Genomic DNA, 22,584 nt, shown 5'->3' with positions numbered 1-22,584 from the left:
GAGTAAATGTGTTATGAATTATCATACAAAAGAAGAATTGGTGGAAGCACTGAGAGTAATATCTTCAAGTATTATTAATTGTGAAAAAGGACAGAAGAAATTTTCTGAGGAGACATCTCATCATACATGTTTTAAGAATATTATAGAAGCAATATATATTTCAAAATCATTAATAATGGATGAAATTAGTAAAAGAGATTGAAGCTTATTTTGCAATTTAACATGTTTTAATATACATTTTATTATATAAGAAAATAAGTAAATATACATGTTATAAAATATTGGAATAATATACAATTATAAATTTGTTAACATTAATATCTATATGTTAAAATATAGTAGAAGATGTTAGTAAATAATAGGATGAGTTCTATTTTAATACAATTAAATTAAGCTTAGTTTGAAATTTGTATCTAAAAAGTAAAGTAATCTAGAATTAAGAAAATGGAGATAGAATTATAATGGAAAAATTATATTATACAAATCAGTATATAAGAGATTTTACAGCAGAAATAATTGAAATAAAAGAAGTAGAAAATAAGTATCATGTTTTATTAGATAAGACAGCTTTTTTTCCTGGTGGAGGAGGTCAGTTTGGAGACCTGGGAAAAATAGAGAATGATGATGTAATAAATGTGTATGAAGATGGAAAAAAAATATACCATGTATTAGATAAAAAACCTATAAAGATACATAAGGTAAAGTGTAGTATTGATTGGGATAGAAGAGAAGATGGAATGCATCAACATTTTGGACAACATGTATTGTCTGGATGTTTTTTTAAAACTTTTAATGCAAATACGACAGGTTTTCATTTGGGAAATGAGTATAGTACAGTAGATATAGAAGGTAATTTAGAAGAGGATAAAATTAGAGAGATAGAGTTGTTTGCCAATGAAATTATTCGTCAAAATATACAAGTAGAGACATTACTTCCAACGAAAAAAGAACTAAAAAAGATTTGGTTAAGACGTGATTTGCCAAATACTGATGAAGAGATAAGAGTAATAAAAATAGGTGATTTAGATACGAATGCATGTTGTGGAGTGCATCCAAAATCAACTGGTGAATTGAGAATGATAAAAATAAAGAAATGGGAAAAACATAAGTCAAGTACAAGAATAGAGTTTCTAGCAGGTAAAAGGGCAGTGGATGAAGTATTGAAGAGGGATATATATTTGACTAAAATATGTAGATATTTAAGCTGTAGTGAGGAAGATGCTATAAATGGTATTGTAAATCTAAATAGTAAAGTGGAAGAGGCTTTAATTAAAAAAAGAAGGCTTGAAGAAGTAGTATCTACATATCAGGTCAAAGAAATGATTGAAAAAGCAAATAAGGTTGGCAATATTTCGGTCATTAAAAAAATTTATGATGATGAAGATTTGAAATATGTAAATAAGATAGCAAATAAAATTGCAGAATATGAAAATAGTATTGCATTATTAGCTGTTAAATTTAATGATAAAATAAATTTAGTTTTTGCATGTTCTAAAAATTTAAAAGATATTAATATGGGAGTTTTATTAAAGGATGCAATAAATCTTATAGATGGCAAGGGTGGTGGAAGTAAAGTATTAGCTCAAGGAGGAGGTAAGAATAATGGAAATTTAGAGGCTACACTTGATTATGCATTTATGAAGATAGAAAAAACTCTATAAATATATTATATAAAAAACCTTAGTAGATAAAATAGATATGGAGGAATAAGTATGGAGCAACAAAAGGACTACATAGAGTTATATGAAAATGAAGAACTAATAGAGATAAGAGAAGCACGTATGGATGATTTGGATACAATAGCAAAATTTAATTATAATTTGGCTAAAGAAACTGAAGGAAAAGAACTTGATATGGATGTTTTAACTAAAGGTGTAAAAGCATTGTTATTAGATGAGAGAAAAGGAAAATATCATGTATATACAGTATTTGATAAAGTTGTTGCACAGATTATGTATACATATGAGTGGAGTGATTGGAGAAATGGAAATTTCCTTTGGATTCAGAGTGTATATGTAGATAAGGAATATAGAAGAAAAGGTATCTTTAATTATTTATTTAATTATATAAAAAATATATGTGATAAAGATGAAAATATAGTTGGAATGAGATTATATGTAGAAAAAGAAAACATAAATGCAAAAGCAACATATGAGTCTTTAAATATGTATGAGTGTGATTATAATATGTATGAATACGAAGTAATACATTCGTAATATAAATTTGTAATACTGTTATACTGATGTTATAAAGTATTGATTATATTGACGATTATATGAAATAAACTGGATATTATAATTAGAATTTTTAGGGGGTATAAAAATGGGCGTTTTAAAAGGAATGTTTTATGTATTTTTATTTTTAGATTTAGTGTCAATATTCTGTTTCTTTTTTAATAAAGGAAAAATAGCATCTAATAAAATTGTGTTTAATGCAATAGGAGTACTTACATTTGTACTTTGTTTTATGCTTTTTAGTTATTATCCTAATAATAATCTTATTGGAAAATTTATTGCTTCTCTATTTTTTATATTTGGAGTTGCAGGAGTTATGTTGAAAGAAAAAAATTTTTTATATGCTAGACTTCTTTTAACTGTAGTTATAGTTTTTTCTACATTAAGATTGTTCGTTATTCAATAAAATGTATTTGTATGAAAATTTATTAAAGTCTACACATTTAAGTGTAGGCTTTTTTGATTTTTTGTTTGAAAATTAAGGAAATTTTAAGGAAATTTTAAAATCGTCTTAAATATTTATTGATATACTTAAAATATTAATAGCGAAAGGAGACTTATCAGTGATAGAAAGTAAAAAGTCAGAAAAATTGTTACTGTCAATTATATACATAATATTTTTGGTATATATTTTAATGATTATAAGAATAATTTTATTTAGAGATGTACCAATTTACGCTATTTTCAAGGGAACGTTTAGGAATGTAAATTTAATTCCATTTTATACAATATATCAATTTATAGTAGATAGTAATCTTGACTTTATGAAAGCTACTGTAAATATTATAGAAAATATAGGTATATTTATTCCTATGGGAATTTTTTTACCTATAGTATGTAAAAATCTAAATAAAAAAACTATAATTATAGTAATTATACTTGTTAGCCTAGCATTTGAATTAACACAATATATTTTTGCTCTTGGAAGTAGTGATATAGATGATGTTATTTTAAATTCATTAGGTGGCATAATTGGAATTAATATTTACATAAACATGAATAAATTATTTCCCAATGATATTAACAGATTTAAGGCTATAATAGGTACTAGTTTAGTTTTAGGAGTTATAGGATTAGGAGTTATTTCTAAAAATTATCATAACTTACTAACTTTTAAATTTAGACCTGATAGAAAAATATCAAAAATATTAATTGAAGAAAATAGGGAAATAATTAAAGATATAAATAAAGATACAGTAGATATAGTTGGGACATTTGAGAGCTTTAAAAAAGGAATAATAACTATTAAAGCAGGTTCTAATAACAAAGTAAAGAGACCAGAGAATTTAATTGATTCTGATGGAAATATAAGAATTTATTTAAATGAAAATACAAAATTAGTATCTTATATAATTACCAAAGAATCAAAAATGGATATAGTTAAATATGAGGAATTTGATGTGAAGAATTTAGATTTATTAAGGAGATATGATACTATTAATGTTTGGATTGATAAAGAAAATCAGCCAAAGGATAAACATGGTATTATGGCTAGTAAATTATTAATTGGATTGTATGAATAAAATATTAAACAAGAATAAAAGAATAACAAATATAAAAAACGAAAAAACTATTTCTATAATTATTTTTACGTTGTGCATAAAATAAGAACATTAGTGAAGGAGTAGAGATAAATTATGGAGATAATAAAATATATCTTGTACTTTTTTATATATTCATTTTTAGGATGGACAGTAGAAAGTATAGGATGTTCTATAGCAAGCAAAAGAATAATCAACAGAGGTTTTTTAAATGGTCCAATATGCCCTGTTTATGGTTTTGGAGCGGTAATTGTGATATCACTATTGGGAAGATTTAATAATGTAGTAATAGTATTTCTATTAGGAATGATTTTAACTACGATACTAGAATATTTTACAGGATTTATTTTAGAAACCTTATTTCATGCTAAATGGTGGGATTATTCTGACAGAAAATTCAATATAAAGGGTAGAGTATGTTTAAAAAATGCAATATACTTTGGTGTAATGTCTGTTTTAATAATAAGATTTATACATCCATTTATAAAATATTTTGTAAGTATAATTCCATATAGAATATTAATTTCAATGGCTATAATTACAACACTTTGGACTATACTTGATTTGATTGTTACTATTATAACACTTAAAAAATTAGATATAAAGTTAAACTTATTAGACGATATAATTACAGACCTTAATGATATAAATGTGAAATTGGATAAATTTGATAGAGGAGAAATACAAGCTTTATTTAAAACAATAAATAACGACGAATTAGAAGTTAGAGAAAAAATAAACAAAATAAATAGTAAGTTGGACCGTATAGAGTCTAATATTATTTTACAAAAAAGAGTTATAAAAGCTTTTCCACATATAAAACATAAAAAACAACAAGAGCAACTAGAACATTTTAAAAAAATTATTAATGAGAAAAGGTAATTATACAATTTAATGAAGACGAATAGAATAATGGTATTTATAAGATGATTTTCAGAGGACTCTATAAAAATAGAATAGAGTCCTTTATTTTTTGAAAAATAATGTTTATTTGATAAAAATAAAATATATTGTTTCTGAATAACAAATATTTTGAAAATTATAAAAACATATATTGACAATTTGTGTCAAAAATACTAACATTAAGTATATAAAGAATTTTATATGAGAATATCTTTATAAATCGCAATAATTTTAAAACATAAATTTATTTAAAGAGGGGATGATTTGCCAATGAGCGAGATAACTAGTCAAATGATAAGTACAGAAGAAAAAAAATATGTTGCTAAAACTCAAAAGATACCTTATTATCCAGTAGCATTTAAATCAGGTGATGGTGCAATGCTATATGATTATGAAGGTAATGAATATGTAGATTTTTTAGCAAGTGCAGGCTCTGCAAATGTAGGTCATGGTAATAAGGAAATCTCACAAGCAGTTAAAGAACAAATGGATGATATAACACAATATACACTTGCATATTTCCATAGTGATCCTCCTGTAAAATTAGCTGAGAAGCTTGTGGAAATAGCCCCTGGAGATAATGATAAAAAAGTACTATACAGTGCAACTGGTTCTGCTTGTATAGATGCTGCTATAAAATTAGCAAGAGGGTATACTGGAAGAACAAAGATAATATCTATGTGTGAATCTTATCATGGAAGTACTTATGGAGCTATATCTATATCTGCTTTAAGTACAAATATGAGAAGAAAAATGGGTCCATTGTTACCAGAAGTTTATCACTTCCATTATCCTGATAAAAATAGAACAGCTAAAGAATGTTTAGATGAGATAGAATATGCTTTTGCACACTATCTACCAGCAGAAGAGGTAGCTGCAATATTTATAGAGCCAATTGCAGGAGATGCAGGAATAATAGTGCCTCCAGTAGAGTGGGTACAAGGTTTAAGTAAAATATGTAAAGAAAATGGAATATTACTTGTAAGTGATGAAATACAACAAGGTATGGGAAGAACAGGTAAGTGGTTTGGTATAGAAAATTTTGGTGTTGAAGCAGACCTTATAGTTCTTGGAAAATCTGTTGGAGGTGGATTACCTCTAGGAGCAGTTGTTGGAAGAACAGAAATAATGCAAAGTCTTGATGCACCAGCACATTTATTTACTTTAGCTGGAAACACAACAGTATGTGTGGCTGCTTTAAAATCTATAGAGATAATTGAAAAAGAAAACTTACTTCAAAAGAGTATAGAAATGGGAGATTATATTAAAGCAGGATTTGAAAAACTAAAAGAAAAATACGATATAATTGGAGAAATAAGAGGCATAGGATTATCTATAGGAGTTGATATAGTTAAAGGAAAAGGTTCTAATGAAAAACATCCAGATGCTACAGCTAAGATATGTTATAGATGTATACAAACTGGATTAATAATGATATTCTTAGGACAATCTACTTTAAGAGTGCAACCACCTCTAGTAATAACTAAGGAGCAAGTAGATAAAGCAATGAATATCATAGATTCTGCAATAGATGATTATTTAAATGGTAGAATTGGTGATGAAGTATATGAAGTAACTCAAGGTTGGTAAAATAAATATTAAATGAAAATAGGAGTTATCTCAATTTTAGAAAATTATTTCTGAAAAGAGATAACTCTTTTAAGTTACCCACAAATAAGAAAATTGTTTGATTCATTAAAGACTATATTTCGGATGTCGTTTTTGTGAGTATCAGAGACAGTATTACGAGAATAATTACCTTTATTCGTACTATCTGTTAATTTAGTTATAATTAAGATAGCTAAAAGAATAAGAATTACTGTGTATAAAGCAATAACATATGGTTTTCTTTTATATTTGTATTTGTTATTGAAAAAAGAATGGCCATAATTATTTTTATTTACTTTAGATGTACTTGTATTCTTTTTCTTGTTACCTTTCTTTTTATCATCCTTTTTTCTATTTTTAGGGAATGACTTTGTGTGTATTATCAAGTTTGATATTTTTATTTTTTTGAATATTGTTTTCCAGGCTAGCCTTTTTTTCTCCAAATTGAATAGTTTTATTGGTATTGTTGTTATCTTTCAATGTTAATCTCCCTCCCTTAAACTTTCCCTTTAGATAATATTACTACTAACCTATGGAATATACAATAAATAATATATAAGTAATAAAATTTTATAGGTATAAATCTCTTTCTCCACGCTCTAAGGCAGTCATATTGTTAGATACTATGTTTCTTATATCTTCTCTTTCTATCTTACCTATTTCTTCTGCGATAAGTTTTTTACCCATAATTTTAAGTTCTTCATCTCCATAATCGATTAAAAATTCATTTAATGTAGTAAGAGCATTTGGTGTACATACATTATGGATTTGTCGACTTTTAGCTAAGCTCATGAATCTATCGCCAGTTCTACCTTTACGATAACAAGCTGTACAATAACTAGGTATATATCCATCAGTAATCAGTTCTTTAAGCACCTCAACAGGGCTTCTATGGTCTCCAACTTCAAATTGTTCTGTATTGTCACCATCTTCATATGCTTTATATCCTCCAACACCTGTTAGAGAACCTGCACTAATTTGTGATACACCATATTTTAGTAACTCATTTCTCATTTCAGCAGTTTCTCTAGTGGACATTATGATTCCAGTAAAAGGAACAGCCAATCTAGTTATAGCTACTATTTTTTTGAACATATCGTCAGAAACTAAGTGAGGAAAATCTTCTAAGCTCATACCTTCAGCTTTTTTCAATCTAGGGAAAGATATAGTATGGAAACCTACACCAAATTTTTCCTCTAAGTGTTCGTTGTGCATCATAAGTCCTAGAACTTCAAATTTAGGGTCAGATAAACCAAATAAAACTCCTGCACCAACATCATCAACACCAGCTTCCATAGCTCTATCAAAAGCTGTTAAATGGTAATAATAGTCATTTTTTATAGATTGACCATGCATTTTTATAAATGTTGGTTTGTGATAAGTTTCTTGGAATAATATATAAGTTCCTATTCCTTTTTCTTTTAGTAATTTATACTCATCTACACTTGTAGCTGCTATGTTAACGTTTACCCTTCTTATATTTCCGTTTTCATTATATGTTGAATAAATTGCATCTAAGCAATCTAAGATGTAATTTATATCACAATTTTTAGGGTCTTCACCAGCTTCTAGAGCAAGTCTTTTATGACCCATTTTTTCTAATATTTTAACCTCTTCCTTTATCTCTTCCATGGTAAGTTTTTTTCTTTTAAATTTGTTGCATTTACTAAAACCGCAATAAACACATTCATTTACACAGTAGTTTGATACATAAAGAGGGGCAAATAAAACCACTCTATTACCATATATTTCATTTTTTATTTGCCCAGCTATACTAAATAATCTATCTAGTTGTTTTTTATCTTCTACTTCAAGAAGTGTAGCTATATCTTTATAACTAAGTTTTTCCCTTCTATCAGCCTTATCAAGTACCTTTTCAATATCATCAGAAGTTGAATTTTTTGCATCTTCTAATAAAGAATTAATAAGTTCATGGTTTATGAACATTTACAAACGCCTCCATTCAATATTATCACCGCGAGAATAGTCAACTTCAAGTCCTAATGACTTGATGTTTTCTTCTAAACTTTGGTGATATTCACAAGCTTCTTGACCAGTAAAGGCTTTGTTATCGTAAAGAGAATATTGTTTTCTAAATTCTTGAGGAGAAAGGTTTGGCATAATTACATTGCAACCAGCTAAAAGACCTGCATTTCTACCACTAGGGTTTATAGATGCCAAGGCTGTTGTAGCGGGTAATAAAACTTTTGGAAGTAGAAGTCTTGTAATTGAAAGCATAAGTAATGTCTTCTCTAAATCTCCATGTTTATAATCCTTAAAAATTGTATCATGGTGTGGAATAAAAGGTCCTATTCCAACCATATGAGGATTTAACTCTTTTAGGTATAATAAATCACGAACAAGGTCTTCGTTGTTCTGAAATGGTGATTCAACCATAAATCCAGCACCTACCTGATAACCAATTTCTTTAAGGTTTTTTAGGCATTCTTTTCTAGTTCTAAGCTCAATGTTTGGCGGATGTAATTTTTTATAATGACTGTCTGTAGCAGTTTCATGTCTTAAAAGATATCTATCTGCACCACATAAAAAGTATTTTTTATACGAATCATAACTCTTTTCTCCTAGTGATAGAGTTATGGCACAATCCTCATATTTATTTTTTATACTTGAAACAATTTCACATATTTTATCATCAGTAAAATATGCATCTTCACCACCTTGCAAAACGAATGTTCTGTATCCTATTTTATAACCTATATCACAACATTCAAGTATTTCATCAAGTGAAAGCCTGTATCTTATGATATTTTTATTAGAAGATTGTATTCCACAATAGTAGCAATTATTTTTACAATAGTTTGTAAGCTCTATAAGTCCTCTCAAGTAGACTCTATTTCCATAATGTTTATTTCTCATGTCGCTAGCTTGTTTATAAAGATAGTTTCTTAAATTTTGTTCGAAGTTATATTCCTCATTGTCGATATTTTCTATTAAATATAGTAGTTCATCAAAACTTAATGAATTAATGCTGTAAAGTTTATCTATAAAGTATTTAATCTTATTTTTAGTCATATTCAAATATGTAATTATTAAGTATAGTTAAATTTTTAATAATTGAAAAGTTCAAGTGATCTTTCCAAAATACCTTTTACATATGCTATTAAGACACCATAGTTTACAATAGGTACATTGAAAGATTTTGCCTTTTCTATTCTAGATAACATTCCAGCTCTATTCATCATACAAGCTCCACAGTGAACTACAAGGGCATATTTATTTATATCTTCAGTGAAGGATACTCCAGAACTAAATTCAAAAGTAATGTTTTTGCCAGTTTTCTTTCTAATCATATTAGGAATTTTTACTGTTCCAATATCATCAGTTTGTCTATGATGGGTACATCCTTCGGCCATCAAGATTTTATCACCATCTTTTAAATTTTCTAAAGCATAAGCTCCATTAATCAATTCTTTAAGGTCTCCCTTTTGTCTAGCAAACAATATAGAAAAAGATGTAAGAGGAATATCTTTTGGTGTATCTTTATCTACTTGTGGAAATACTTGAGAGTCAGTAATAACAAGTTTTGGTTTTTTGCCTAAATTAGATAGAGTTTCTTTTAAACTATCTTCTTTTGTAACTATAGAAATTGCACCATTATCCAAAATATCTCTTATAACTTGCTGTTGAGGAAGTATAAGTCTACCTTTTGGAGCTGCTTTATCTATTGGAACAACTAAAACAACTAAATCATTTGGTTCAATTAAATCTGATACCAATTTGAACTCAGTGCTATCCTTAGGCAAAACTTTTATTATTTCATTTTTTAAATTTTCAATTCCAATTTTATCTGTTGATGAGACAGAAACAACTGGACATTTAACTTTATTTTTAGTTAAGTTTAAAATTTCTGATTGATTCTTAATAGTATCAATTTTGTTAAGAATTAGAATATGAGGGATATTCTTATCATTAAATTTTTCAATTAGTGACAAATCTTCTTGTGATATACCAATTTGGCAATCCACTACTAGTAAAGCTATATCTGTCTTTTCTAAAACATCTAGTGATTTACCTATTCTAAGTTCACCAAGTTCACCAACATCATCAAGACCAGCAGTATCTATAAGAACACAAGGTCCTATAGGAAGGATTTCCATTGGTCTAAATACTGGGTCTGTAGTAGTTCCAGCAATATCTGAGACTATTGCAGCACTTTGATTTGTTATAGCATTTATTATGCTAGATTTACCTGCATTTCTTTTACCAAAGAGACCTATATGTACTCTTACCGATTGTGGAGTAGAATTTAGACTCATTTGTACTCACCACCTTAAACTTCTTTTTTTGATATACTAGTTTTTACAGATACATGAGGTATGTTGCCCAATTTACCAGTCAAACTATTAATAGTATCCATTTCGCCAACAACTGCTATACATACGATTGAGACACCTTCTTCTTCGCAAGGAATGCCCATTCTTCCTTTAATAATACCTTTAAAACCTGATACAACCTCATTGAATTTAAATTGACATTCTTTTGGCTCTTCCAAAATAGCACTTATAACTGCAACCTTTTTCATAAATATCCTCCTAACTCAGAAAATATGTCTTAAACAAATCCAAAATCAAAAAACTTTTCTTTGTAAAGAAAAGTTTCTACAAAAGAAAAGTTATTAATTACACAAGTATAATGTGCTATATTAAACTATTTCCTTACAGATTAGATAACTCTTTTCTGGTAGGGTTAGCTTGTAAAAATTTAATTTAACAACAAGTAACTGAAGAAAATTTTTATACAATTTATATAAATTATAATAAAAATTAACTAAAGAAAATTGAAGTTACTTATATAATAGTAGTAAATTGAAATTAAGTCTATAGAAAAACCAATTTTTGTATAAAAATAAAAATTAAAGTTAATTATTTGTTAAGAATTGACTTTGGTAAAATATATAATTAATTATTCTTTAAGCATATAATTTATAAGTAATTTTAGTGTATTTTCAATAGCTTCTATATGTGTTCTTTCATAATGGTGACTATTGTTTGTTCCAGGACCAACACATGCTATTTGAACATCTTCTCCCCAACGAATAGCTTCTGAAGCATCTGAACCATAGAAAGTAAATACATCGACAGCGTAGTCTAAATTATTGTCTTCTGCAACATCGACAAGCTTGTTTCTTAAATTAAAATCATATAATGATAAATTATCTTTTGCAACTATAGTTACACCATGTTCACTAGATGTTTGACTTGGTCCAGTAGGTGCTATATCTATTGCTACAAATTCTTTTGTTTTTTCAGGTAAACATTTAGAAACACCATGTCCAATTTCTTCATAATTACTTATATAAAAGTTAGTAGTATGCTTAGGTGTTAAATTGTTTTCTTTAAAATATCTACATATTTCAAGAACCATTGCTACAGCTGATTTATTATCTATATATCTAGATTTTATAAAACCAGATTCTGTAGCCTCAAATCTATGGTCTAGGCATACAAAATCCCCAACACTTATTCCTAAATCTAATACATCTTGCTTTGTAAATACTTTTTCATCAAGTCTAATAATCATTGTTTCTTCATTTCTTTCAGTGGCAGCTTTTGTTTGACCATATATATGAGTAGAAGCATACTTAAATACAACACTTCCTCTGATTTTTTTACCTTTTCTAGTTATAACAGTACAGTTTTCTCCCTCTATAGCTGCCCAACATCCACCACCAACTTTATGGTATTTAAGAGTACCATCAGATGATATTTCTTTTACTATAGCTCCAAGTGTATCCATATGTGCAGATATTGTTATTTGATTTGAATCATCTTCACCAGGAAGAGTAGCTATAAGTGCACCTTTTTTTGTAAGAATAGTGTCAAGACCTAAATTTTCAAAATCTTTTTTGATTTCTAAAACTGCATTTTCAGTATATCCAGCTGGGCTTGGAATGTCCAAATATTTTTTCATTAAATTTATAGTATTAGTTAAATTTAAATTCATATTGTTTCCTCCTAAATAAATATATTTATACAAATTATAACATAAATACAAATGTTCTGAAAACTAAAATTAAAAGAATAGAATCTAAACATATTTAAAAAAAAAGTATATAAAATAAATTTGATTTATATTATATAGATTTAAAGTAAAAATAGTTTTATTTAATAATTAATAAAAATAAATATAAAACAAAATAAATAAATAATAAAATATTTAGTTTAATTATCTTTACAAATAAAAATTTTAGTAATAAAATAATTGTTGAAAAAGATTTTAAATTCAGATTATTCATTTCTAAAGTAATTAATGTGCAAATCTTTATTAATATATGTCAATAGTTAGGTATATATGTATTTAATTAGTATGATATAGATAAAAGTATTTATTTTAATTGTCTATTATCTGAAAAAGTCTTTACTTAGAAATCATAAAAATCAAATTAATTAGGAAAAGAAAGGGTGTGTATAATGTGATTGAGACTGGATTTGTATATTGTAGTTTCTTGGTTGTATTCGTAGGTGTAATTTTTTTTATGGTTGATAAATTGAAATGGAAGGTATTTGATGTTATTAATCCAATGCTTTTAATATACTTAGGTTCAGCTATACTTGGATCATTTGGTTTATTTGCACAGAATGAAGATGTTGGAACGTATCAAAACATAATAACAGTGAACTTCCTTCCATTAATGTTAGTGTTTTTGTTAATTCAATGTGATTTAAGAAAAATATTAAAGATGGGGCCTAAAATGTTATTATCATTTTTCTGTGCTACATTTACATTTATGCTTGGATTTGTTATAGCATTCATAATTTTTAAAAATTCAATGGGTGCAGATTCATGGAAAATTCTTGGGGCAGCATCTGGTTCATGGATAGGTGGCTCATCAAATATGATTGTAGCAGCTAATGCTCTAGGAGTTGCAGAAGAAGGACTTAGTTATGCAATACTTATGGGTTCTATAGGATATACAGTATGGATGTCTGTTTGTCTAATGTCTGTGAAATTTGGACCTAAATTTAACAAATGGACAAAGTGCGATACAAGTTTTATAGATGAGGTTACATCAAAACTTGAAAAAGAAAATAAAGATAATACGGCACCTATGTTTGTAGAACTTATGATTTTACTTTCTGTTGGGTTTGGAGTTGCGTCTTTTGCACAAATTGTATCCAAGATACTTCCAACTTCAGGTATACTTAATGAAACTATGTGGGTAGTACTTGTTGCATCTACAGTATCAATATTATTGGGTATGACAAAAATATCAAAGCTTAAAGGGAGTACACTGGTAGGAAATGTGTTTATGTATTTACTCCTTGCAGCTACAGGTAGTAAAGCAAATTTCTTTGGATTGTCAGAAGCACCTGTTTACATAATGTTTGGATTGGTAGTAGTCCTTGTACATGCTATTTCATTTATAGGGCTTGCTAAACTATTTAAACTTGATTTATTTACTTGTGAAGTAGGAAGTATAGCTAATATAGGAGGAGTAACTACAGCTCCAATGATTGCTGGGGTTCACAATCCTGTATTAATACCAGTAGGTGTACTTATGGGGCTTCTAGGAAATATTATAGGGACTTATTGTGCTCTTATGGTAACTCAAATATTACATATGTTAGCTTAATAAAAATATGGTATAAAATTAATAATTTAAATAAGAAAAGTCATTTCAATTTAAGCAGAAGCTTTTACTGAAATGGCTTTTTTGTTTGACAAGATAATCTATTTCAAGAAGATGTTTTGACATATTTAGTGTATAATATTGTAAAATTTACTAAAAACGAGATATATTTAATTTTTATATTGAATCGAACGTCTGTATGATGTATAATAAATATACAGAACGAATGTTTGCAGAACGGGTGTTTTTTGAATTTATTTTAATAATTTATGAATATATATCAGAATGCATAAATATATTTAAATATAAAGATTAAAAAGAATTTAAAGGAGTGTTGATAACTTATGATAATTCCATCAAGAAGAATACAAGATATAACATTAACAAATTTAAAAAATGGTGAAGTAACTTTAATTGAATTGGATGAAATATACAAGAAGATGGGATTTTTATTTGTTGTTAGTGAAGGCAAATTGAAAAAGATAAAAAAGGAGAATCATCATTAGAAATGAATGAAATAATAAATATTATAATAGTTTATAAAACCTAACTTATGTAGAATATAAATACTTAAGTTAGGTTTTTTTGTGATAAAGTTTATAAGTACTCAATTTTATAAGATAAATAATGGTCTTAAGTGAAAAGTAAATAAGTTTAAATTTTAGTAAGTATTATATTGCATAAGAGGTGATATTATTATGAAAATAGTAACCTACAATATTCATAAATGTATGGATTCAAATAATAGATTAACTCTAACTAAAATGGGGTTATATTTAAAACAATTGGATTGTGATGTAATTTGTTTGCAAGAAGTATTATATCCTCAATTTTTAGCTTTAAAAGCTGTTTTAAATATGGATGGTGTCTTTGCGACAAATGTAAAAAAAGTAAATATGATATATGGTATTTGTACATTTACAACATCTAAAATGTTAAACAGTAATCATTTTTTCTTAACTAGCAAAAAAGAACAACGGGGAGCTCTTTGTATAACTATAGATGCATATGGAAGAATTATAAATGTAATAAATACTCACTTGGGACTTGATAGGCAGGAGAGAGCAAAACAATTAGACGAAATAATAGACTATAGGAACAGATTAGTGGGGATAGTTATTTTATGTGGTGATTTTAATGAGAAAAATGTCTTTTTAAGTATGTTTAATGATATGGCTATTTCACTAAACAAGTCTTACTTACCAACATTTGAAAAATCAAACTCTAGAATAGATTACATTTTTGTTAATAAAAATACTGAACTAAAAGGATACACAGTAGAAAAAATTTACCTGTCAGACCATTATCCTGTAATAGGTTACATTTAAATTTCAATATAAATGAAATTAGTTGTTATAAAATAAACAATTTTTTGTTAAGAAATAGTAAAAGAAATATAATAAAAAATATCAAAAATAAAACTAATTATAAGACATAAATTTACAATAAAGTTACATTTGATTAAATTCCTTGTTTAACAAAAGCTATTCAAATATAATCTAAGGTAGTTTTGAAATGGGAACTCTATTATGCAAATTTAAGCTAGTGTTAAAATGAGGTGAAGTTATGGGCAGAAGAACAACAAGAGTTTCAAGATTAGGTAAAGAAAAAAAACGAAGTGTTTTAATTGTATTGGCAGCTTTAGTTCTAATAATGGGTGGATTTACTTATTTTTTTAACAGTAAATTTCTGTACAATGGGAAAATCGCTAAAAATGTATATATAGAAGGAGTAAATGTATCTGATATGACTAAAGCAGAGGCATTAAAAGCTATAACAGATAAGTATACTCCAGAAGATTTAAATCTTGCTTATGATGGGAAAAAATATACAATATCACCAAAAGATATTGATTTAAAATATGATACAGAAGATGTTGTAAAAGATGCTTATGAAAGTACAAAAAAAGGGTCCTATTTTCAAAACTTAAAAAAATATATTGATATAAGAGTGAATAAGGCAAATATGAAGATAAAAGCTGAATATGATGAGGCAAAACTTAGTTCCAAAGTGTCTTCTATAGCAGATAGTATAAATGTTAAGATGAAAAATGCTTCTATTAGTGTTGGAAGTGGTGGACTAAGTTATACAGACTCTGTTGTAGGTAGAGAATTTGATTTGGCAGCAAATAAAGAGTCTATATATAATATGATAAAAAATAAAGAGCATAAAACTTTAGAACTTAAAGTAAATCTTCAAAAACCAGATATAACAACTGAACAAGTAAAAACTGTAAATTCTGTTATAGGTCAATATTCAACTACTTATTCACAAGCTGTAGAGGGTAGGTCATATAATGTAGGATTATCAGCAAGAAAAACTAGTGATGTATTATTAATGCCAGGTGAAGAATTTTCATACAATAAACTTACAGGACCTAGTAATAAAGCAAATGGTTACAAAGATGCACCTGTTATAGTTTATGGTAAGCTAGAACAATCAGCAGGAGGAGGTGTTTGTCAAACATCTTCAACAGTTTATAATGCGGCTCTTCTTTCGGGTATGGAGATAACTCAAGTTACAAATCATTCATCTGCATCTACTTATGTGCCTAAAGGGAGAGATGCTACTGTGAGCGATGGAGGATTAAACTTAAAGTTTAAAAATCCATATAAGCATCCTGTATATATTAAAAATTATGCAGGTGGAGGAAGTGTATCATCAGTAATCTATGGTAATTCTGGTGACAAACCAAATATATCTATAGAGGTAAAACAAACTGGTCAGAATAAATATTCTACATATCGAATATTTAAAGATTCAAGTGGAAAGGTCATAAAAAAAGAACATATATCAAATAGTTCTTATAAAGAATTAAAAAAATAGATAATTTTTTAGAGAAATATTTGTAATATAAAAGGGAGTGTCTCAAAATGAACTTTTTAGTTTATGAGGCACTCTTTTTCTGTGAAATCAAATATATTTTCATCATTTCAACAATACAAAAGAAGCGTATCTCTATTTTGAGACAGCCTTTTTTGTAAAAATTAACACTATTAGTTCTTGTTTTAATATTACAATCATTAATATATAGAAAATATTCCTATATATTGGTATAATTGTAAATAGATTTAGTTATATAAAATGTATGAGGAGGTGACATGGTTGAATTTTATAGGCAATAGATATGAGGTAGTAAATTCTGACGACGTTTTAGAAATTAACAAAATCTATAAAGCTAGAGATGTTTTTTACAGGAAAAATGTGTTAATAAAAGTTATAAAGCACAATAATTATATCTGTGAAGATTTTGTTTCAAATTTAATTGATGAAAGTACTGCTTTAGATGAGATAAACTCTCCTTATATACTAAAAATAATAGATGTTGGGATTCACTGTACAGAAGAAACAACATTATATTATGTTGTAAGTGAAGACTTTAATGGTATCGGACTAGATGAATTAATTCTAGGTAATTATCTTCATTTAGAAGCAATTGTAAACATAATGATACAAGTTTTAAAAGCTTTAGAAATGATACATAGGAATCATTCATATCATGGTAGTTTAAAATCGAGTAGTATAATAGTAGATACAGAATACAATATAAAAATTTGTGATTTTGGAATTACAAAAGCAAATAATGGGGTTAATACAAGAAGCTATGGAAACAGGAGATATTTATGCCCACATCAACTATGTATAAATTATACTGATAAAGAAAGTGATTTTTTTGCAACAGGTCTTATTCTATTTGAATCTATATTTAAAAAATTGCCTTTTGGAGAATCAAATTCAGAAGAAAAAATGCTACAATCTATTGATAAGGGATTAGATTGGAATAGTATAAAAGCAATTAATGGAAATACTGAACTTATAAATGTTATAAAAAGGCTTCTTGGAAGAAATAATAAGTATACCAGAGCCAATGATATTATTATTGATTTAAGTAAAGTAATGTATGAAAAAGCATATATAGAAGTTGAAGATGAGAAAGAAGAAGAGCAGAAACAAGACAAAGTTATACAAGTTAAAAAAGAATATAAAAGTAAAATGAGAAAAAAATTACATAAAAAACTTGTTGTTGCCGGTCTAGCTATAGTCATGATTTCAATGATTATTATTAGTTCCATAATATAAAAATTGTATATTAAGTATTTTAAAATCAATGTCTATAAAGGATATACATAGAAATTTTAGTGTAGTCTTAAATTATGAAAGGAAGTGGTTATTATGTTAACAAAAAATAATGAGGTATTAAACGTCTAGGAGTATTTTAACAAATAGCCACCTGCTTTTACAGTTTAGAATAAAAAAGCTGTGGCTAAAGGTCACAGCTTTTTGCTACTTTTTAAAGGCAGGAGAATATTAAAAAGGAGCAAATTATGAGCAATATAAAAATAATAGCAAGTAATAAATGTTGGATTGAAGATATAGCAAGGAAACAACTTGAAGATATTTCAAAGTTAAATGGAATTTTAAGAGTAGTAGGATTACCTGACTTACATGCAGGTAAAATACCTGTAGGTTTAGCAGTTGAGACTAAAAATATTATTTATCCACATATAATTGGAAATGATATAGGATGCGGAATGACTTTATTTAAAACTGGAGTTCTAAAAAAGAAATTTAAAAAAGACAAATGGATTAAGTCACTTAGTAAGATTAAAGATTTGTCTGATATAGAAATAAAAAACACATATAAAGAAGAATGTCCAATTTTAAATTTAGGAACTATAGGGAGTGGAAATCATTTTGTAGAAATTCAATGTATAAGTGAAATTTATAATAAAGAACAATTTGAACAATTAAAATTTTCATCTGATGATATTATGATGTTAGTTCACTGTGGGTCAAGAAATTATGGAGAAGATATTTTAAAAAAATTTTATGATAAAGATGGACTTGAAGTTGAAAGTGAGAAAGCTATAGATTATATTAAAAAACATGATAATGCTTTAATGTGGGCAGAGCGTAATCGTGAAGCTATCAGTAAAAAAATTATGCAGTCAATAGGTACATCTGGAGATGTTGAAACAATATTCTCTATAAATCATAACTTTGTAGAGAAAAGGGAAGATAAATTTATACATAGAAAAGGTGCTGTTTCAAGTGAAAGAGGAGCTGTGATTATACCAGGTTCAAGAGGCAGTCTATCATATATAGTTATGCCTACTGAAAATACAGAGATATCTTTATATTCTCTATCACATGGAGCAGGTAGGAAATGGTCTCGTTCAGTTTGTAAATCTCGCCTTAAAAGTAAGTATAGTAAAGATACTATAAAACAAACTAAATTTAAAAGTCAGATTATATGTAATGATGTAAATTTATTATTTCAAGAAGCTCCAGAGGCATATAAGAATATAGAGCAGATTATTGAAAGTTTGATAGAATATGAACTTATTCAAGTAGTGGCAACTATGAAGCCATTGATTACTTATAAAGGATAATTTTTAAAGTTAAAAAAGATTAAAATTATATTATAAATAGCTAATTTTATGGAACATTTAAAAGTGTTTTATTATTAGCTATTTTTTTATTTTGTAGAGACGATAATTTATAGAGCTAAATTCTTTGATATATAATGATTACAAAGTTAGACTGTATTGGAAACTGCACATACATGAATTGATGACAATATAAGTGATTCCAAAATATAAATGAAAGTATAAGCTTATTTTCACTATAAAAATTTTCACTGTACAAAAACATTAATGACATTATTTTTATTGACATAAATATATAATTTATGGAATAATATTAGAAGCACTGATATAAGTGTTTAAATAAGGATAGAAAAGGAGAAGTGTTTTATGAAAAAAAATACTAACATTAATGAGTCCGGAGTTAAACTTCTTAATAAATAAGGAGTTTGATATATAATAACTCCTTATTTATTAAGTTGTTCGCAAAATAACTATTATCAAAGTAAATGATAGGGTGATTTAAAAGACGATAACTTATAAATAAAGGAGAAAAAATAATGAATAGTAATACATTTGAAAGATTACAACTAAATGAAGTTAAAGAATTAATAAAAATACATTGTGTAAGTTCACTAGGAAAAAATTTAATAGATAAATTAACTCCTAGTGGGAATATTGGAGTAGTAAGAAGGAAATTAGCAGAAAATAAAGAAGCTAGAAAGATAATTGAAAATAGTAATCACATACCACTTGAAGGATTGTTTAATGCAGGTTCTACAATAGATAAAATTGAAAAAGGAATGATAATAGAACCTGTTGAACTTGTAAATATTGAAGATTTTTTAAGAGGTTGTAGGAAGATGAAAGCTTTTATGTTAGAAAAAGAATTTTATTCACCTACATTAAGTTCTTATGCCTTAAATATAACAGAATGTAAAAGTATAGAAGATGAGATAAATTACTGTATAAAATCTAATAAAGTTGATTCTAATGCTAGTAAAGAATTAAAAAAGATAAGACGAAATATAGAAATTACAGAAGGAAAGATAAAAGATAGATTAAATAAATTTATAACATCAACTGTAAATAAAAAGTATATACAAGAGTTTATAATAAGTAAAAGAAATGATAGATATGTAATACCAATTAAATCTTCTTATAAAAATGAAGTTAATGGTACTATATTAGATACATCATCAAAAGGAAATACTGTATTTATTGAACCTATTAGTGTTTCAAATTTAAGTACAGAGTTAACTATGCTAAAAGCTGATGAAACTATTGAAGAATACAAAATATTATCTTATTTAACAGAACTTATATTTGAGAAGATAAGTCAGATAAAATTAAATATAGAGATACTTTCAGAATACGATATGGTATTTGCAAAAGCTAAGTATAGTCAAAAAATAAAAGGAATTACTCCAAAAATAAATAATAATGGCTATATAAAAATAATTAAAGGTAAACATCCACTTCTAACAGGAGATGCAGTACCTTTAGATTTTGAAATAGGCAAAAATTATAGAAGTCTTATAATAACAGGTCCTAATGCAGGAGGAAAAACTGTAACCCTTAAGACTGTTGGTTTACTAACTTTAATGGTTCAATGTGGATTTGATATTTCTGCAAAAGAAGGTAGTGAATTTAGTGTATTTGAAAAAGTTTTTGTAGATATAGGGGATAATCAAAGTATTGAAAATGCCTTAAGTACTTTTTCATCACATATAAAAAATATTGCAGAGATTATGAGTTTATCAAATAATTCTACTCTTGTTCTGTTTGATGAAATAGGAAGTGGAACTGAACCTAATGAAGGAGCTGGTTTAGCAATATCATTATTAGAAGAGTTTTACAAAATGGGATGTATAACTATAGCATCAACTCATTATGGAGAGATAAAAAAGTTTGCTACATTGCATCCAGAATTTGAAAATGCTGGTATGATGTTTGATAAAGAAACGTTAGAACCATTGTATAAGTTAACTATTGGAAAATCTGAAGATAGTAATGCTCTTTTTATTTCTAAAAAAATGGGAATAAAAAATAGAGTTTTAGATAGAGCTAAAGAATATGTAATTGATAGAAACTACAATTTAGATTTAGTTAAAAGAAGTAAGCTACAATCTAATATTGAAGATAAAAATAGTTCTGAAGTCATTTTAAACTATACAGATTATAATGTAGGGGATAAGGTAAAATTACTAGATGAAGATGATTTTGGAATTGTATATAAGCCTATGGACAAGTTTAATAATGTAGAAGTATTGTTTAATGATAATTTTATTTCAGTAAATATAAAAAGATTACAACTTAGCATAAAAGCATCAGAATTGTATCCAGAAGGGTATGATTTAGATGTATTATTTACTAGTTTTAAAGAAAGAAAATTAGAAAAAGATATTCAAAGAGGTTCAAAAAAAGCTCTTAAAAAGATTCAGAAAGAAATTAGAGAGAATAGAAAATAAATATAAAAAGCACAAAAGAAAGCAATCTAAAGAGAAAAGTTTATCTTTAGATTGCTTTCTTATTAACATATCTTCATAAATCCAATGACTAACAAGATTAAACCACTTAACCAAGATAAGTTTAAATTTACGTTTTTAACAAACATATTTCCTAGTAAACAACCAAGTAATACTGCAATTATATTTGATATTAAAGAAAATAGAATAACTTGTATATAATTCACACCTACAAGGCCACTACCAAAACCGATAGCTAATCCATCTAAACTTAAAGCAAGTGCAAGTGTAAATGCTTCAGCAGATTTAAGCACTTTAGATTTACTTGTATCTAAGACATCAGGTTCGATACTTACATTAAAATTTAATTTAAGGTCTAACATATTAAAATTATAATTCTTTGAGTGTATAGATTTTTTCTTAAAATAAGATTTAAAAAAACTTTCAATTAGTCTAGCACTTCCTAATAAAAATAAAATAAAGAAACATATTAACATTGTTATATTTTGAGGTAAAAAATCTCTAACTATTGTACCTGCAAAAAGCGATATTGCTAAAATAGCTGAACAAACTACGCTGATAATTATATTTGAATATAAGGGAACTTTAACTTTATTTACACCATATCCAAAGCTTGTCACAAAGGCATCTATACAAAGAGAAGTAACTAATAAAATTGATTCAATCACAGTAGATTAACATCCTTTCTCTTAAATTTTGTACTTATATTAGTTATAGTATTGTAAAAATGGATAAATTGTTACAGATAATCCAATAAATTGTTGATAAAATTCCAACATCATACAACACCTAAATAACAAAAGAATCATATCATATAATAATATAAAACCAATCATAATAAAGCGGGTGAAA

The 22,584-nt window shown here is 26.8% G+C and carries 21 protein-coding genes; 14 read left to right on the top strand and 7 right to left on the bottom strand.

The window, feature by feature from the left end:
• Window positions 1-13: 13 nt before the first annotated feature.
• The 7 genes from CDIF1296T_RS11415 to CDIF1296T_RS11385 all read left to right on the top strand — a co-directional run bounded on the left by CDIF1296T_RS11415 (window position 14) and on the right by CDIF1296T_RS11385 (window position 6,268).
• Window positions 14-202 (top strand): hypothetical protein, encoded by a 189-nt coding sequence (locus tag CDIF1296T_RS11415; protein ID WP_009897310.1) that lies wholly within the window; start codon window positions 14-16, stop codon window positions 200-202.
• A 259-nt stretch (window positions 203-461) separates the two neighbouring features.
• Window positions 462-1,661, top strand: coding sequence for an alanyl-tRNA editing protein (locus tag CDIF1296T_RS11410; protein ID WP_009897308.1), 1,200 nt, complete (start codon window positions 462-464; stop codon window positions 1,659-1,661).
• A 51-nt stretch (window positions 1,662-1,712) separates the two neighbouring features.
• The gene (locus CDIF1296T_RS11405) at window positions 1,713-2,216 is read left to right on the top strand and encodes a GNAT family N-acetyltransferase (RefSeq protein ID WP_009893498.1); all 504 of its coding nucleotides are present in this window, start codon (window positions 1,713-1,715) and stop codon (window positions 2,214-2,216) included.
• A gap of 106 nt (window positions 2,217-2,322) precedes the next feature.
• Complete coding sequence (locus tag CDIF1296T_RS11400; protein ID WP_003430572.1) at window positions 2,323-2,640, top strand: hypothetical protein; 318 nt, start codon at window positions 2,323-2,325, stop codon at window positions 2,638-2,640.
• 157 nt (window positions 2,641-2,797) lie between these two features.
• Complete coding sequence (locus CDIF1296T_RS11395; protein ID WP_009897306.1) at window positions 2,798-3,757, top strand: VanZ family protein; 960 nt, start codon at window positions 2,798-2,800, stop codon at window positions 3,755-3,757.
• 114 nt (window positions 3,758-3,871) lie between these two features.
• Window positions 3,872-4,657 carry a putative ABC transporter permease gene (locus CDIF1296T_RS11390; RefSeq protein ID WP_003433968.1) on the top strand — a complete coding sequence of 262 codons (786 nt, stop codon included), beginning with the start codon at window positions 3,872-3,874 and terminating at the stop codon, window positions 4,655-4,657.
• 291 nt (window positions 4,658-4,948) lie between these two features.
• A complete protein-coding gene (locus tag CDIF1296T_RS11385) occupies window positions 4,949-6,268 on the top strand; it encodes an aminotransferase class III-fold pyridoxal phosphate-dependent enzyme (protein ID WP_003430579.1) in 1,320 nt (439 codons plus the stop codon).
• Window positions 6,269-6,643: 375 nt separating this feature from the next.
• On the opposite strand, the gene CDIF1296T_RS19900 is transcribed toward CDIF1296T_RS11385, so the two are convergent.
• The 6 genes from CDIF1296T_RS19900 to CDIF1296T_RS11355 form a co-directional block, all read right to left on the bottom strand.
• Window positions 6,644-6,766, bottom strand: coding sequence for a hypothetical protein (locus CDIF1296T_RS19900; protein WP_256388168.1), 123 nt, complete (start codon window positions 6,764-6,766; stop codon window positions 6,644-6,646).
• Between the two features lie 90 nt (window positions 6,767-6,856).
• The gene (hydG, locus tag CDIF1296T_RS11375; RefSeq protein ID WP_003430581.1) at window positions 6,857-8,233 is read right to left on the bottom strand and encodes a [FeFe] hydrogenase H-cluster radical SAM maturase HydG; all 1,377 of its coding nucleotides are present in this window, start codon (window positions 8,231-8,233) and stop codon (window positions 6,857-6,859) included.
• On the bottom strand, window positions 8,234-9,319 hold the full coding sequence (gene hydE, locus CDIF1296T_RS11370) for a [FeFe] hydrogenase H-cluster radical SAM maturase HydE (protein WP_003433972.1): 1,086 nt from the start codon (window positions 9,317-9,319) through the stop codon (window positions 8,234-8,236).
• 35 nt (window positions 9,320-9,354) lie between these two features.
• Window positions 9,355-10,563 (bottom strand): [FeFe] hydrogenase H-cluster maturation GTPase HydF, encoded by a 1,209-nt coding sequence (hydF, locus tag CDIF1296T_RS11365; RefSeq protein ID WP_003433974.1) that lies wholly within the window; start codon window positions 10,561-10,563, stop codon window positions 9,355-9,357.
• Window positions 10,564-10,577: 14 nt separating this feature from the next.
• Window positions 10,578-10,829 carry a TM1266 family iron-only hydrogenase system putative regulator gene (locus CDIF1296T_RS11360; protein WP_003433976.1) on the bottom strand — a complete coding sequence of 84 codons (252 nt, stop codon included), beginning with the start codon at window positions 10,827-10,829 and terminating at the stop codon, window positions 10,578-10,580.
• Between the two features lie 380 nt (window positions 10,830-11,209).
• On the bottom strand, window positions 11,210-12,250 hold the full coding sequence (locus CDIF1296T_RS11355) for a M42 family metallopeptidase (RefSeq protein ID WP_003433978.1): 1,041 nt from the start codon (window positions 12,248-12,250) through the stop codon (window positions 11,210-11,212).
• 469 nt (window positions 12,251-12,719) lie between these two features.
• Between CDIF1296T_RS11355 and CDIF1296T_RS11350 the strand changes: the two genes are divergently transcribed.
• From CDIF1296T_RS11350 to CDIF1296T_RS11320, 7 genes are all read left to right on the top strand, one after another.
• Entirely contained in the window at window positions 12,720-13,880 is a 1,161-nt protein-coding gene (locus CDIF1296T_RS11350) for a DUF819 family protein (RefSeq protein ID WP_018112796.1), read from the top strand.
• 341 nt (window positions 13,881-14,221) lie between these two features.
• Window positions 14,222-14,383: a hypothetical protein gene (locus CDIF1296T_RS11345; RefSeq protein ID WP_003424559.1), complete on the top strand. Its 162-nt coding sequence runs from the start codon at window positions 14,222-14,224 to the stop codon at window positions 14,381-14,383.
• Between the two features lie 192 nt (window positions 14,384-14,575).
• Window positions 14,576-15,205, top strand: a complete 630-nt coding sequence (locus CDIF1296T_RS11340; protein WP_009897297.1) for an endonuclease/exonuclease/phosphatase family protein — start codon at window positions 14,576-14,578, stop codon at window positions 15,203-15,205.
• Between the two features lie 238 nt (window positions 15,206-15,443).
• On the top strand, window positions 15,444-16,703 hold the full coding sequence (locus tag CDIF1296T_RS11335) for a VanW family protein (RefSeq protein WP_003433982.1): 1,260 nt from the start codon (window positions 15,444-15,446) through the stop codon (window positions 16,701-16,703).
• Window positions 16,704-16,973: 270 nt separating this feature from the next.
• Window positions 16,974-17,957 carry a protein kinase domain-containing protein gene (locus CDIF1296T_RS11330; protein WP_224213949.1) on the top strand — a complete coding sequence of 328 codons (984 nt, stop codon included), beginning with the start codon at window positions 16,974-16,976 and terminating at the stop codon, window positions 17,955-17,957.
• A 245-nt stretch (window positions 17,958-18,202) separates the two neighbouring features.
• The gene (locus CDIF1296T_RS11325) at window positions 18,203-19,270 is read left to right on the top strand and encodes an RNA ligase RtcB family protein (RefSeq protein ID WP_003433986.1); all 1,068 of its coding nucleotides are present in this window, start codon (window positions 18,203-18,205) and stop codon (window positions 19,268-19,270) included.
• A gap of 533 nt (window positions 19,271-19,803) precedes the next feature.
• Complete coding sequence (locus CDIF1296T_RS11320) at window positions 19,804-21,714, top strand: endonuclease MutS2 (protein ID WP_009897292.1); 1,911 nt, start codon at window positions 19,804-19,806, stop codon at window positions 21,712-21,714.
• A 62-nt stretch (window positions 21,715-21,776) separates the two neighbouring features.
• On the opposite strand, the gene ytaF is transcribed toward CDIF1296T_RS11320, so the two are convergent.
• The gene (ytaF, locus tag CDIF1296T_RS11315; protein ID WP_003433989.1) at window positions 21,777-22,400 is read right to left on the bottom strand and encodes a sporulation membrane protein YtaF; all 624 of its coding nucleotides are present in this window, start codon (window positions 22,398-22,400) and stop codon (window positions 21,777-21,779) included.
• Window positions 22,401-22,584: the final 184 nt, after the last annotated feature.

Source organism: Clostridioides difficile ATCC 9689 = DSM 1296 (assembly GCF_001077535.1).
Lineage (GTDB): Bacteria > Bacillota > Clostridia > Peptostreptococcales > Peptostreptococcaceae > Clostridioides > Clostridioides difficile.
Note: the sequence above shows the minus strand (reverse complement) of the source record. Positions and strands in the feature narration are given on the sequence as shown.